Below are 14,192 nucleotides of genomic sequence, written 5' to 3'. Positions count from 1 at the left end.
TTAAAACGAAAAAACCCGCAAAATAGAGTGCGGGTTTTACATTTGACTGTTTTTCATCCACAACTTAGCCGCACAAAGCATGTGAGAGCAGCAGGTTGAGGGAGAAAGAAACAGTGTGAAACATGAAAAATCCTAGTGTATAAAAATCTGTAAAGTGCGTCACATATTACGGATTTAAATTCTTCTGTCAAACGTTTGCTTAGTGTTTTATGTTGACTTTTGCGTTATTTTAGAAATTATTTTAGATTTATTGTCCAATATTTTTGTATTTATTAGATTGATGTTCTTAATCTGTTTTTTGCTGTGAATTTTTATTCTAGGAAAAATTTATTTATCAAATAGTTCTACTTTTTTCGTTATGAAGAAATAAGTTGGAAATTACGCTTAATCGAATCAAGTTAGATTGTTCGTCTTGATGGGGTTGTAGGCTTAAAATCCGTTGGATTTTGTGACCGCACTTAACATTAGTGGGTTCCCTTCTTTGCCGCCCTTGTGGCATTGAATTTGTAGGAAATTTTCGCTTTGTTTGAGCGAAGCGAGTTCAAAAATTTCCGTCAGGCAAATTCAATAGAACAAGGGGAAAAAGACAAAGCAGGGGCGCCTTTCTTTAGTGACTTTCTTTGGCGAAGCAAAGAAAGTCACAGTAAACCTAATGAGTACTTAATTCCCAATGCCCATCCGTTTTCAATTCTAAACGTTTTTCATGTAACGGCACTAAGGTTGAACGATGCCCGACGCTGATAAGGGTGGTATTCGGCAATTCCCGGCGAATTAACCGATACATGGCATCTTCAAGTCCTTCATCCAGGCTGGCGGTGGCTTCGTCTAAAAAGGCGACTTGCGGTTTATGGAGTAAAAGCCGCGCGAAGGCGAGACGTTGCTGTTCACCAAGAGACAAAATACGGCTCCAGTCTTGTTCTTGTTCCAAACGTTCTTGTAAATGGGCAAGTTGCACTTGCTGTAATACGTCATTTACTTTCGCTAAATCAGCCTGTTCCGTGGTGTTGGGGTAATACAGTGCGGTGAGCAAATCTCCTTGGGGCAAATAAGGGCGTTGTGAAAGGAAAAGGCTGTTTTGTTGTGGGCAGAAGATTTCTCCGTTCGCGTATGACCATAAACCTGCAACGGTACGTAACAACGTAGTTTTTCCCACACCGGACTGCCCTTGGATTAGCAAAGAGTCCCCTTTCGGCAGAGTGAGATTGAGATCGTTAATCAGTGTTTTACCAAGCGGTGACTGAACATTCAGGTGTTGGAATATAACATCGGTTGGGTGATCGATGATCTGAGTTTTGTTTTCTTTCTGCGCCGCTTCGACGCTGTAATGGAAGCCGGTTAAACGGTCCAAAGTGGCTTTGTATTCGGCAAAGCTATCATATGTGTTACGGAAGAAAGAGAGATTGGAATGCAATTTGCCAAAGACTTGCAAGGTTTGCATCAGATCGCCCAGTTTAATTTGTTTCTCAAAATAGCGTCCCACTTGAATGAGTAATGGGAAAACCACGGAAATTTGGCTGATCACTAAATTAAAACCGGAGAACTTTAATGCTCGAAATACGATATCCCACATGTTATCGATAACAGCGCGGAATTGTTTGTATAACCGACTTTTTTCAACTTTTTCACCGGCGTAGAATGCAATGCTTTCCGCATATTCTTTGACACGGATTAAGGAATAACGGTAATTTGCATTTAATTTTTCGTTTGCGAAGTTAAGGCGAATTAACGGCTTACCGAGCCAAAAGGCGATAAGTGTGGTGAAGATCACATAAGCGAACACTAAAAAGACCATCATGTGCGGGATTTCTATGCCGAACAAACTCATTGGCCCAGCTAATCCCCACAATAAAATCGTGTAAGAAATCATGGAGGTGACCGCATCAATCACACCGGTGCTGAGGGAAAGCGTAGTTTTGACGTAAGATTGCACGTCTTGTTGAATACGTTGATCAGGGTTGTCCAAATGCTGGGCGGTATATTGGCTTTTATAGTAGGCACGGTGGCTCATCCATTTTTCCAACATTTCTTGGTTTAACCATTCGATCCAATTAATAGAAAAGCGTTGGCTGATGTAATAGCTAATCAAGGCGGAAAGCACGGAAAATCCGGCGATAAAACAAAACAGAATCATTTGCTCCCAAAAGACCGGTTGATTGAACTCTTGCAGTGAGGTGTACATATTGTTATACCAAGTGGAATGTACCAGTCCAAGACGAACACTAAACAAGGTTAAGGCCACAATCAGCACGAAAAATAACAACGGCTTAATACTGCGTTTCGGCGAAAGATAACCGCCTGCAAACATCCAAAATTGTTTTCCCCAGTGAGTAAAACGCACCAATAAAAAGATACTGAGGCTAAAAACAACGGTCGTGATTGCTAAGGTTTTTGCAATCCAAAGTAGGGAGGTAATTGCTTCCTGAGAGTAGTCCATTATGTGATCCGCTAATAAAAAAGTGCGGTTCATTTTAAAAAGATTTCCCCATTAGGCAAGAAAAAATGTGATAGAGGTTTCATTTTTTGTGTTTGTTTTCCCTAAAAAAAATGAGGTTGCTATAATTTGTGATAATTAATTTTATTTGGGGTAAATATGAGCGATATTGCTATTACGATTAGCCTACTCGCCCTGGTCGCCGTGATCGGTTTATGGATCGGTCATTGGAAGATCAAAGGTGTCGGTTTTGGTGTAGGCGGGGTGCTCTTTGGTGGGATCATTGTGGCGCATTTTACCAATCAGTACGGATTGGCATTAGACACGCACACATTACATTTCGTGCAAGAGTTTGGCTTGATTCTATTTGTTTATACTATTGGGATCCAAGTGGGGCCGGGTTTCTTTTCTTCCTTGCGACGTTCGGGGCTAAAACTTAACGGTTTTGCCTTTTTGATTGTGTTGCTTGGTGGGATTTCGGTGATTCTCATTCACAAGCTTGCCGATGTGCCGTTAGACATTATTTTAGGGATTTATTCCGGTGCGGTAACTAACACGCCATCATTAGGGGCGGGGCAACAAATTTTAGCAGAGCTTGGTTTAAAGAGTGCCACGTCAACAATGGGGATGGCATATGCTATGGCATATCCGTTTGGGATCTGCGGTATTTTACTTGCCATGTGGTTGGTACGTTTATTCTTTAAAATTAAAGTCGATGAAGAAGAACAACATTTCCAACATGAAAGTGGGCAGGATAAAGACACGTTAACCACTATTGATGTGAAAGTGACCAATAGAAACTTAGATGGTTTGCGTCTTATCGATATTCCAGGGTTTGGTGAAGGGGATATTGTGTGTTCACGCTTGAAAAGTGGTAACAATATTTGCGTGCCAAAAGCTGGTTCTGAAATTCATTTGGATGATGTGTTGCATTTGGTGGGAGAGCGGAGCGCATTGAAAAAAATGTGCTTAATCATCGGCGATGAGCTGGATATGCCGATTTCAACCAAGGGTGGGGAGATTCGTTCCGAACGGGTTGTGGTGACCAGCGAAAAAGTGTTGGGTAAAAAAATTAAATCCCTTGGTATTCATCAAAAATACGGTGTCGTCATTTCCCGTTTAAACCGTGCCGGTGTGGAATTGGTACCGACTGCCAATACAACTTTGCAGTTCGGTGACGTATTACACATGGTGGGTCGCACCGACATAATGAATAACGCCATCTCTGTGATTGGTAATGCTGAGCAAAAATTGCAACAAGTACAAATGTTGCCGGTGTTTATTGGGATTGGTTTAGGGGTGTTATTCGGTTCTATTCCTTTTTATCTTCCCGGTTTCCCGGTGGCGTTAAAATTGGGATTAGCTGGTGGACCGTTAGTGGTTGCGTTAGTTTTGGCACGCATTGGTACGATCGGTAAACTGTATTGGTTTATGCCGCCAAGTGCTAACTTGGCGTTACGCGAGTTAGGGATTGTCTTGTTCTTGGCTGTTGTTGGGTTAAAATCCGGCGGCAGTTTTATGGATACCTTATTAAACGGAAGTGGATTGGAATGGATGGGCTACGGTATCGTTATTACGTTAGTGCCATTATTAATTACCGCAGTTATCGCACGCTTATACAGCAAATTAAATTACCTTTCTCTTTGTGGTGTGCTTGCCGGTTCGATGACGGATCCACCTGCATTGGCATTTGCTAATTCTATTAAAGAAGGTAGCGGTGCAGCTTCTCTCTCTTATGCGACAGTATATCCATTGGCGATGTTCTTACGTATTGTTTCTCCACAATTGCTGGCATTGTTACTCTGGAGTTTTACATAATAAGAAAAACACGTTTAAAAATGACCGCACTTTCTCTAAAAGTGCGGTCATTTTTTTCTTTATTTAAGGGCGCTATTTCCTCATGTTGACTTCACAGGGTAGATAAGATCTATTAAAATGAGCCAATTTTTGTGAAGACAAAAGGGAAATGAGATGAGCCAACCGATTTATAAAAGAATTTTGTTAAAACTCAGCGGCGAAGCCTTGCAAGGTGATGATGGATTCGGTATCGATCCTTCCATTTTAGATAGAATGGCGTTAGAAATTAAAGAACTCATTGATATGGGCGTGGAAGTAGGTGTCGTCTTAGGTGGAGGCAACTTATTCCGTGGTGCTAAATTGGCTAAAGCCGGAATGAATCGCGTGGTCGGTGACCATATGGGAATGCTTGCCACCGTTATGAATGGGTTGGCAATGCGTGATTCGCTTTTCCGTGCGGATGTGAATGCAAAATTAATGTCGGCATTTCAATTAAACGGCATTTGCGATACGTACAACTGGTCTGAAGCAATCAAAATGTTACGCGAAAAACGCGTTGTCATTTTCTCCGGTGGGACAGGTAGTCCGTTTTTTACCACAGATTCCGCTGCCTGCTTACGTGGTATCGAAATTGAAGCGGATGTCGTGTTAAAAGCAACCAAAGTCGATGGTGTCTATGATTGTGATCCGGCAAAAAATCCTGATGCTGTTTTGTACTCGCACTTATCTTATGCCGATGTTATCGATCGTGAATTACAAGTGATGGACTTGGCGGCTTTCACACTGGCGCGTGACCATGGCATGCCAATCCGTGTGTTCAATATGGGAAAACCCGGTGCGTTACGCCGTGTAATTACCGGTGAACAAGAAGGCACGCTCATTTGTGCAAAAGACTAAAAGATTTGTTTCATCTATTTAAAACTTAAAAAGGAATAACTGTGATTAACGAAATTAAAAAAGATGCGCAAGACCGCATGGAAAAAAGCCTTGAAGCATTAAGAGGCCACATTGCAAAAATTCGTACCGGCCGTGCGCAACCAAGTTTGTTGGATGCCATTCAAGTGGATTATTACGGTTCTGCGACACCATTGCGTCAATTAGCCAACGTGGTGGCAGAAGATGCCCGTACTTTAGCAGTGACTGTATTTGATCGTTCATTGATTCAAGCGGTAGAAAAAGCCATTTTAACCTCTGATTTAGGTTTGAATCCGTCTTCTGCCGGCACAACCATTCGCGTGCCACTTCCGCCATTAACAGAAGAACGTCGCCGTGATTTGATTAAAATTGTGAAATCAGAAGGCGAGCAAGGCAAAGTCGCGATTCGTAACGTGCGCCGTGATGCTAACGATAAAATCAAAGCCTTGTTAAAAGATAAAGAAATCAGTGAAAACGATCAGCACAAGGCTGAAACCGAGATTCAACAAATTACCGATAAATTCATCAAAAAAGTTGATGAAGTGTTAGCGGAAAAAGAAAAAGAATTGCTCGATTTCTAATCATAAAAACAGGTAACATCAGACGCAGTGCCTTACTGCGTCTTTTCTTATGTGGATGGGTAAGGTTTTCCGCCCATCCGAAATATGGATAAAGTGCGGTCGAAATTTTATGCAAAACAAACAAAAGGTCGTGATTCTTGGCGCGACAGGTTCCATCGGTAATAGCACCCTCTCGGTGATTGAACACAATCCGGACAAATATGAGGCGTTTGCTTTAGTCGGAGGTTCCAATGTGGATGCAATGTTTGAAAAATGCCTTAAATTTCGACCGCACTTTGTTGCTTTGGCAGATGAACATTCTGCAAAAATACTGCGTGAAAAATTGGCAGCACATCAGCTTCCAACGCAAGTATTTGCCGGTCAACAAGCGATTTGCGAATTAAGCGCACATCCTGATGCAGACATGGTCATGGCAGCGATTGTTGGTGCAGCCGGATTGTTGCCAACGTTGTCAGCAGTGAAAGCCGGTAAAAAAGTGCTACTGGCAAATAAAGAAGCATTGGTCACTTGCGGTCAGATTTTTATTGATGCGGTGAAACGCTATGGTGCGCAATTATTGCCGGTGGACAGTGAACATAACGCCATTTTCCAATCGTTGCCTCCGCAGGCGCAACAACACATCGGATTTTGCCCGTTGGCAGATTTGGGTATCAGTAAAATCGTGCTGACTGGTTCGGGGGGGCCTTTCCGTTATACGGAGTTAAGCGAATTTGACGGTATTACACCGGAACAGGCAGTGGCGCATCCTAACTGGTCTATGGGCAAGAAGATCTCTGTGGATTCCGCAACGATGATGAACAAGGGGTTGGAGTATATTGAGGCTCGTTGGTTGTTTAATGCGACCGCCGATGAAATGGAAGTCATTATTCACCCGCAATCCATTATTCACTCCATGGTACGCTACATTGATGGCAGCGTTATTGCGCAAATGGGGAACCCTGATATGCGCACACCGATTGCGGAAACTATGGCGTATCCGCACCGCACTTTTTCCGGTGTCGCTCCGTTAGATTTTTACCAATTAAATGGGCTGACTTTTTTAGCACCGGATTATCAACGTTATCCTTGTTTGAAACTGGCGGTAGAAGCTTTTGCGGCAGGGCAGTATGCGACTACTGCCATGAATGCGGCGAATGAAGTGGCGGTACAAGCCTTTTTAGAATGCCAAATTAAATTTACGGATATTGCCAAACTGAATCAGGCTGTCGTGGAACAAATGCCGTTGCAACAAATCAAACAGATTGATGATGTGTTGGAAGTGGATCGTGCCGCGCGTGACTATGCGCGACAACAATTGGCACATTGGTCACATTGATGTTTTGTATTGAGAAGGGATAATGACAGAATTAGATCGGAATAATATTCCGCAACATGTTGCAATTATTATGGACGGCAACGGGCGTTGGGCGAAGCAACAAGGAAAAATGCGCGTTTTTGGACATAAAAACGGCGTGGCGGCAGTACGTGAAGCCGTGTCTTATGCTCGCAAAATTGGGGTGAAATATTTAACCTTATATGCGTTTAGTAGTGAAAACTGGAACCGCCCTGAGCAAGAAGTGAGCGCATTAATGAATTTATTTATGCAGGCGCTTGATTTCGAAGTAAAAAAACTGCATAAAAATGACATTCGTTTGAAAATTTTAGGCGACATTTCCCGCTTTAGTGCAGGCTTGCAGGAAAAAATCAAAAAAGCGGAAAAATTAACGGAAAATAACACCGCACTTACGTTAAATATTGCTGCAAATTATGGCGGACGTTGGGATATCGTTCAAGCAACACAGCAGTTGGCAGAACAGGTTCAAGCGCAACAGCTTAACGTCGCAGACATTAATGAAGCTTTATTGCAGCAACATTTGGTGACGAAAGATGAGCCTGAAGTGGATTTATTGATTCGCACCAGCGGTGAACAACGCATTAGCAATTTCTTGTTATGGCAAACAGCCTATGCAGAGTTATATTTTTCTGATGTGCTGTGGCCGGATTTTAATGAAGCCGAGTTTCATCAGGCAATCTTATCTTATCAACAACGTCATCGCCGTTTTGGCGGGACCGAATAATTGAGGAATATATTGTGCTTAAACAACGAGTTATTTCGGCAATTGTGTTAATTGCCCTTGTCTTTACGGCGTTATTTTTATTCTTACCTTATTATTTTGCTCTCGCCTTGGGCGTTGTTGTGGTATTAGGTGTTTGGGAATGGACCCAGTTCTTTAATTTCAAACAACCAACCTTTTGGCGCTATGCCATCACCGGCTTAAGTGCTGCCTTTTTATTCCTCTGGATCTATGGGGAAGGCAATTATTTAGACGCGGGTCGTGTATTTGAACTGTATGCGCAGCCGATTTTATTAGGCGCAGTTATTTGGTGGCTGGTGGCCTTATTTTTTGTAGTGACCTACCCGAAAAGTAGTACCGTTTGGGGCAAGCATTCCGTTTTACAATTCTTTTTCTGTTTCTTTACCCTTATTCCATTTTTAATTGGCGTATTATTACTACGTTTAGATCATTATGTGGCAGCGCCTTATCACGGCATTATGCTGTTGTTGTATGTGTTTGTTTTGGTTTGGGTGGCAGATTCCGGTGCTTATTTTGTCGGTCGTAAATTTGGTAAACACAAACTGGCACCAAAAGTTTCTCCGGGAAAATCTTGGCAAGGGGCGATTGGCGGTTTAGTGCTGGCAGGCATTGTTGCAGCCATTTTTGTGAATATAGCACAACAACGTTTGACTGCGAATGTCTCGTCCGAAGCCTTTATTGCTTTGTCAGTGGCAACCGTTGCCATTTCTATTTTAGGCGATTTAACGGAAAGTATGTTTAAACGCCAAAGCGGTATCAAAGATAGCAGTCATTTAATTCCGGGGCATGGTGGCATTTTGGATCGCATTGACAGCTTAACCGCTGCCGTTCCATTCTTTGCCTACTTCTATTTCTTTGTCTTATAGGATTGGCGATATGTCATTTTTGTGGTCAACCGTTTCATTTTTGATTGTGATTGCCGTTTTAGTGACGGTGCATGAATATGGCCATTTCTGGGCGGCACGAAAGTGCGGTGTAAAAGTCCATCGTTTTTCTATTGGTTTTGGCAAAGTCATTTGGTTGCGTACTGATAAACAAGGAACGGAATTTGCGGTGTCAGCCATTCCGCTTGGGGGCTATGTCAAAATGCTGGACGGACGCAATGAAGAGGTGCCTGAGACCTTAAAATCACAGGCCTTTGATCATAAAACGGTCGCCCAACGTGCTTTTATCATTGCTGCCGGTCCGTTCGCAAATTTCTTGTTTGCCATTTTTGCTTATTTTCTGATTTATACCATCGGAATTCCAAGCGTTAAACCGGTTATTGATGATATAAAACCTCGTTCTATTGCAGAGCTGGCGCAGGTTCAGCCAAAAACGCAAATTACTGAAATTGATGGTGTTGCTACGCCTGATTGGGAAACCATCAATATGCTTTTGGCAACTAAAATTGGTGAAAGTAGAGTAGAGTTAACCTTAGTTGAATTCGGTTCGAATATTGAACAGCATAGAATCTTAGATTTATCTCACTGGAATTTTAACCCTGAAAAAGAAACAGCTTTTAGTTCTCTTGGTATGTTACCGGTTAGAACTAAAGTCGATATGACTTTGTCTAAGGTTGTCGAGAATTCCCCTGCACAAAAAGCGGGATTATTGGTCGGTGATAAATTATATTGGGCAGATGGTCAACCGATACGATGGCAGGATTTTATTGAGCAAGTGGAATTAGGTAATCCATTATCTGTGAAGATCGAGCGTAATGGGGCGTGGTTGATGAAGACTATTACGCCAGAACTGAATGACCAAAAGCGTTTAGTTGTTGGTATTTCCCCGACTTTTTCCCCTGTGCCTGATGAATATCGTACTGAATTAAAGTATGATATGTTTGAATCCTTACAGAAGGGAGCTGAGAAGACGTTTCAACTCTCTTGGCTAACCATAAAAATAATCGGGAAATTATTGGTTGGCGAGTTGTCTTTGAATAATTTAAGTGGTCCGATTTCTATTGCGCAAGGTGCAGGCGCATCATCTGAGTTAGGATTAGTTTATTACCTCAGTTTTCTTGCGCTTATTAGTGTAAATTTAGGGATCATGAATCTCTTCCCATTGCCTGTGCTTGATGGGGGACATTTAGTTTTTTTAGGATTAGAAGCGCTTAAAGGAAAGCCGGTTTCCGAACATGTTCAAAATATCAGCTATCGAATCGGTGCCATCTTATTGTTGATGTTAATGGGATTTGGACTGATTAATGATTTTTTACGTTTAAATTAGTATTTTTATACAGGATAGAAATTACGATGAAAAAACTTTTACTTGTAAGTTTGTTGTTTGGTTCTACCGCCGCACTTGCGGGGCCTTTTGTAGTTCAAGATATTCGTGTTGACGGTGTTCAGGCTGGTAGTGAAAGTCAGATTATTGCCTCGTTACCGGTAAAAATTGGCCAAAAAATTAATGATGCCAATATTTCTAATATCGTCCGTAATTTGTTCCTAACTGGTCAGTATGATGATGTGAGAGCATCACAGCAAGGAAGTACGTTGGTTATTTCGGTTATGCCGAAAGCGATTATTTCTGATGTGGTGTTTGAGGGGAATAAATCTGTTCCAAACGATGCATTAAAGCAAAACTTAGATTCCAATGGTTTTCGTAAAGGCGATGTGTTGAATCGTGAAAAATTAGAAGAGTTTCGTAAAGGCTTAGAGGAGCACTATCATAGTGTTGGTCGTTATAATGCAAAAGTCGAAACGATTGTTAACCCATTACCCAATAACCGTGCGGAAATTAAGATTCAAGTAACCGAAAATGATGTGGCATTGTTGAAAGATGTTACTTTTGTCGGTAACCAAGCTTTTGATAGTGATCGATTAGAAGACCAAATGGAGCTTCAACCGGATGCTTGGTGGAAGTTCTTTGGTAACAAGTTTGATTCTACCCAATTCACTAAAGATCTTGAAACAATTAAAAATTATTACCTTGATCGTGGTTATGCAAAAGTCGGAATTGCTAATACCGATGTGAAGCTAAACAATGAAAAAACTGAAGCTCGAGTAACAATTGATATTGTTGAAGGAGAAAAATATACCGTTAATGGCGTACGTATTGTGGGTGATGTTGGCGGTATGGCGGAAAAATTAGCGCCGTTACTTAAGCAAATTCATGTTGGGGAAGCGTTTCGTCGTAGTGATGTACAGTTAGTTGAAGAAAGTATTAAAGCAACACTTGGTGAACGTGGTTATGGTAGTGCGCAAGTGAATGTGCAACCTGATTTTAATGATGAGAATAAAACGGTTGGCTTAAGTTTTGTTGTTGATGCCGGTAAACGTTATTCCGTGCGTCAAATTCGTTTTGAAGGTAATACTGTGAGTGCGGATAGTACTTTGCGCCAAGAAATGCGTCAGCAAGAGGGGAGTTGGTTATCTACCGACTTAGTTGAATTAGGTAAAGTGCGGTTGGATCGTACAGGCTTTTTTGAGACCGTTGAAAGCCGTACTGAAGCCGTTGAAGGAACCAGTGACCAAGTTGATGTTATTTATAAGGTAAAAGAACGTAATACTGGTAGTATTAATTTTGGTATCGGTTATGGTACAGAAAGTGGTTTAAGTTACCAAGCCAGCATTAAACAAGATAACTTCTTGGGTATGGGGTCTTCTCTTAGCTTGGCCGGTTCCCGTAATGATTACGGTACAAGTGTAAATTTAGGTTATACAGAACCATACTTCACTAAGGATGGTGTAAGTTTGGGCGGAAATGTTTTCTTTGAAAGCTTTGATAACTCAAAAAATTCAACATCAGCTGCTTATGCGCGTACAACTTATGGTGGTAACCTAACCTTAGGTTTCCCGGTCAATGAAAACAATGCCTACTATCTTGGTGTTGGTTACGCCTATAACAAATTAAAAAATATTACCCCTGAATATAATCGAGCTTTGTATTTAGCCTCTATGAACTTTGATGACTGGGTGTTTAAATCTCACGATTATGATGTTTCATTCGGTTGGAATTATAACAGTTTGAACCGTGGTTTCTTACCAACTAAAGGGGTTAAAGCATCTATCGGTGGTAAGGTTACGATTCCTGGTTCTGATAATAAATACTATCGACTCAATGCCGATGTTCAAGGGTTCTACCCGCTTAACCGTGATCAGACATGGGTATTGTCTGGACGTTTAGGAGCATCTTATGCGGATGGTTTCGGTGGTAAACGTTTACCGTTCTATCAAACTTATACAGCAGGTGGTATTGGCAGTTTACGCGGCTTTTCTTATGGTGCGATTGGTCCACAAGCGATTTATGCTAAAACGCCAATCTCAGCGGCTTGTCGTGGCGTGAGTACAACCCCTAGCTGTTATAATGACGATAAGTTAAATGGTGATGTGGTTGGCGGTAACGCGATGGCCACAGCTAGCGTGGAATTAATTGTACCAACGCCGTTTGTTGCAGAGAAAAATCAAAATTCTGTTCGTACATCCTTCTTCGTTGATGCAGCGAGCGTATGGGATACACACTGGAAATCAGAGAAAGGCAAGTTTAATAGTAACTTACCTGATTATGGTGATCCTTCTCGTATTCGTGCTTCTGCAGGTGTTTCATTCCAATGGCAGTCTCCGATTGGCCCGTTAGTATTCTCTTATGCTAAGCCAATCAAGAAATATGAAAATGATGATATTGAACAATTCCAGTTCAGTATTGGTGGATCGTTCTAAACAGAACAGTCTAATCGAATTGATATAAAGAGATATCTGTGCCAAGACATTGGCACAGAAGAATTTAATGTTTAACTTACTAAAAGGAAAAATAAAAAAATGAAAAAAACTGTAAAACTAACTGCACTTTCTTTAGCTTTAGCCTTCACTTCTTCTTTAGCAATGGCAGAAGAAAATATCGCTTTTGTAAGCGCAGATTATCTTTTCCAAAATCATCCGGATCGTAAAGTTGTTGCTGAAAAATTAGAGGCAGAATTCAAACCAACTGCGGATAAATTAGCAGAAAACAAAAAACAGATTGATGAGAAAATTGCGGATGTTCAAAAGAAAGTTGAAGCAAAAGTGGCGGCTTTACAGAAAGACGCACCTAAATTACGTTCTGCAGACATCAAAAAACGCGAAGATGAAATTAATAAATTTGCTAATGATGAACAAGACGCTATTAATAAATTAATTACTGAGCATGACCAAAAAGCAAAAGCTTTCCAGGAAAGTTATGCAAAACGTGAAAATGAAGAAACAACAAAAATGATTGCAAGCATTCAAACCGCCACGAATAACGTAGCGAAACAAAAAAATTACACTTTAGTGCTTGATGATCGTTCCGTTGTTTTTGCAGTTGACGGTAAAAACATCACAGAAGATGTATTAAAAGCAATTCCTACACAGGCTAAATAATGAAGACCTATTCCCTCTTGGAATTAGCACAACAAATCGGCGCTACCATTCATGGTAACGCCGATGTTGTTGTGAGTAATATCGCTCCCTTAGATAAAGCAGAAAAACATCAGCTAACATTTATTTCTAATCCCAAATTCCGTGAAAAACTGGCACATTCAAAGGCGGGTATTTTGGTGGTGTCTGAAGCGGATGTGGAATTTTGTTCACCGGAAAGTAATTTGCTTATTGTGAAAGATCCTTATGTTGCCTATGCAAAATTAGCACAATATATGGATACCACCCCAAAAGCAGCAAGCGGAATTGCAAAAAGTGCGGTCATTTCTGACGACGTTTTGTTAGGTGAAAATGTCTCTATCGGTGCAAACAGTGTGATTGAATCCGGCGTTGTGCTTGGCGATAACGTGGTGATTGGCGCAAATTGCTTTATTGGTAAAAATACTAAAATTGGCGCGCACACCCAACTTTGGGCGAATGTATCCATATATCATGAGGTTGAAATTGGTGAGCACTGCCTAATTCAATCCGGCGCAGTCATTGGTAGTGATGGGTTTGGTTATGCCAATGAACGCGGTAAATGGATTAAAATCCCGCAAGTCGGACAAGTGATTATCGGCAATCACGTCGAAATTGGTGCTTGTACCTGTATTGACCGTGGCGCATTAGATGCAACCGTGATTGAAGATAACGTGATTATCGACAACCTTTGTCAGATTGCCCATAACGTGCATATCGGCACGGGGACCGCAGTTGCCGGCGGGGTGATTATGGCAGGCAGTTTAACCGTAGGACGTTATTGTTTAATTGGCGGCGCAAGCGTGATTAACGGGCATATGGAAATCTGTGATCAAGTGACGGTTACCGGCATGGGAATGGTCATGCGTCCGATTACCGAACCGGGTGTGTATTCTTCCGGTATTCCGCTCCAAACCAACAAAGAATGGCGCAAAACCGCGGCATTGACGCTTGGCATTGATGGTTTAAATAAACGCATTAAAGCCCTTGAGAAAAAACTGAAATCAGATGAGTGACGTTTCGTTCATTTTGTGTTGATGCGTTAAATAACGTATAA

The 14,192-nt window shown here is 41.5% G+C and carries 11 protein-coding genes; 10 read left to right on the top strand and 1 reads right to left on the bottom strand.

Going from position 1 to position 14,192, the window contains the following annotated elements:
• Positions 1 to 649: 649 nt before the first annotated feature.
• Complete coding sequence (locus ACO5E4_RS05890) at positions 650 to 2,434, bottom strand: ABC transporter ATP-binding protein/permease (protein WP_485862392.1); 1,785 nt, start codon at positions 2,432 to 2,434, stop codon at positions 650 to 652.
• Positions 2,435 to 2,590: 156 nt separating this feature from the next.
• Between ACO5E4_RS05890 and ACO5E4_RS05885 the strand changes: the two genes are divergently transcribed.
• The 10 genes from ACO5E4_RS05885 (at position 2,591) to lpxD (ending at position 14,151) form a co-directional block, all read left to right on the top strand.
• Entirely contained in the window at positions 2,591 to 4,249 is a 1,659-nt protein-coding gene (locus tag ACO5E4_RS05885; protein ID WP_485862391.1) for a putative transporter, read from the top strand.
• A gap of 153 nt (positions 4,250 to 4,402) precedes the next feature.
• A complete protein-coding gene (pyrH, locus tag ACO5E4_RS05880; RefSeq protein ID WP_314115991.1) occupies positions 4,403 to 5,125 on the top strand; it encodes a UMP kinase in 723 nt (240 codons plus the stop codon).
• Positions 5,126 to 5,166: 41 nt separating this feature from the next.
• Positions 5,167 to 5,724 carry a ribosome recycling factor gene (frr, locus tag ACO5E4_RS05875; protein ID WP_296026946.1) on the top strand — a complete coding sequence of 186 codons (558 nt, stop codon included), beginning with the start codon at positions 5,167 to 5,169 and terminating at the stop codon, positions 5,722 to 5,724.
• Positions 5,725 to 5,833: 109 nt separating this feature from the next.
• The gene (ispC, locus tag ACO5E4_RS05870; protein WP_485862390.1) at positions 5,834 to 7,039 is read left to right on the top strand and encodes a 1-deoxy-D-xylulose-5-phosphate reductoisomerase; all 1,206 of its coding nucleotides are present in this window, start codon (positions 5,834 to 5,836) and stop codon (positions 7,037 to 7,039) included.
• Between the two features lie 22 nt (positions 7,040 to 7,061).
• Positions 7,062 to 7,781 carry a polyprenyl diphosphate synthase gene (gene uppS / locus ACO5E4_RS05865; protein WP_485862389.1) on the top strand — a complete coding sequence of 240 codons (720 nt, stop codon included), beginning with the start codon at positions 7,062 to 7,064 and terminating at the stop codon, positions 7,779 to 7,781.
• Positions 7,782 to 7,795: 14 nt separating this feature from the next.
• Complete coding sequence (locus ACO5E4_RS05860; RefSeq protein WP_485862388.1) at positions 7,796 to 8,665, top strand: phosphatidate cytidylyltransferase; 870 nt, start codon at positions 7,796 to 7,798, stop codon at positions 8,663 to 8,665.
• Positions 8,666 to 8,675: 10 nt separating this feature from the next.
• The gene (gene rseP, locus ACO5E4_RS05855; RefSeq protein WP_485862387.1) at positions 8,676 to 10,010 is read left to right on the top strand and encodes a sigma E protease regulator RseP; all 1,335 of its coding nucleotides are present in this window, start codon (positions 8,676 to 8,678) and stop codon (positions 10,008 to 10,010) included.
• A gap of 26 nt (positions 10,011 to 10,036) precedes the next feature.
• Entirely contained in the window at positions 10,037 to 12,442 is a 2,406-nt protein-coding gene (bamA, locus tag ACO5E4_RS05850; protein WP_485862386.1) for an outer membrane protein assembly factor BamA, read from the top strand.
• A gap of 99 nt (positions 12,443 to 12,541) precedes the next feature.
• On the top strand, positions 12,542 to 13,120 hold the full coding sequence (locus ACO5E4_RS05845; protein WP_454905400.1) for an OmpH/Skp family outer membrane protein: 579 nt from the start codon (positions 12,542 to 12,544) through the stop codon (positions 13,118 to 13,120).
• On the top strand, positions 13,120 to 14,151 hold the full coding sequence (lpxD, locus tag ACO5E4_RS05840) for a UDP-3-O-(3-hydroxymyristoyl)glucosamine N-acyltransferase (protein WP_485862385.1): 1,032 nt from the start codon (positions 13,120 to 13,122) through the stop codon (positions 14,149 to 14,151). The genes ACO5E4_RS05845 and lpxD overlap by 1 nt, the downstream gene beginning before the upstream one ends.
• Positions 14,152 to 14,192: the final 41 nt, after the last annotated feature.

The organism is Aggregatibacter sp. (assembly GCF_057314075.1).
The sequence above is the reverse complement of the archived record's forward strand: the minus strand, read 5'-3'. Positions and strand labels throughout refer to the sequence as shown.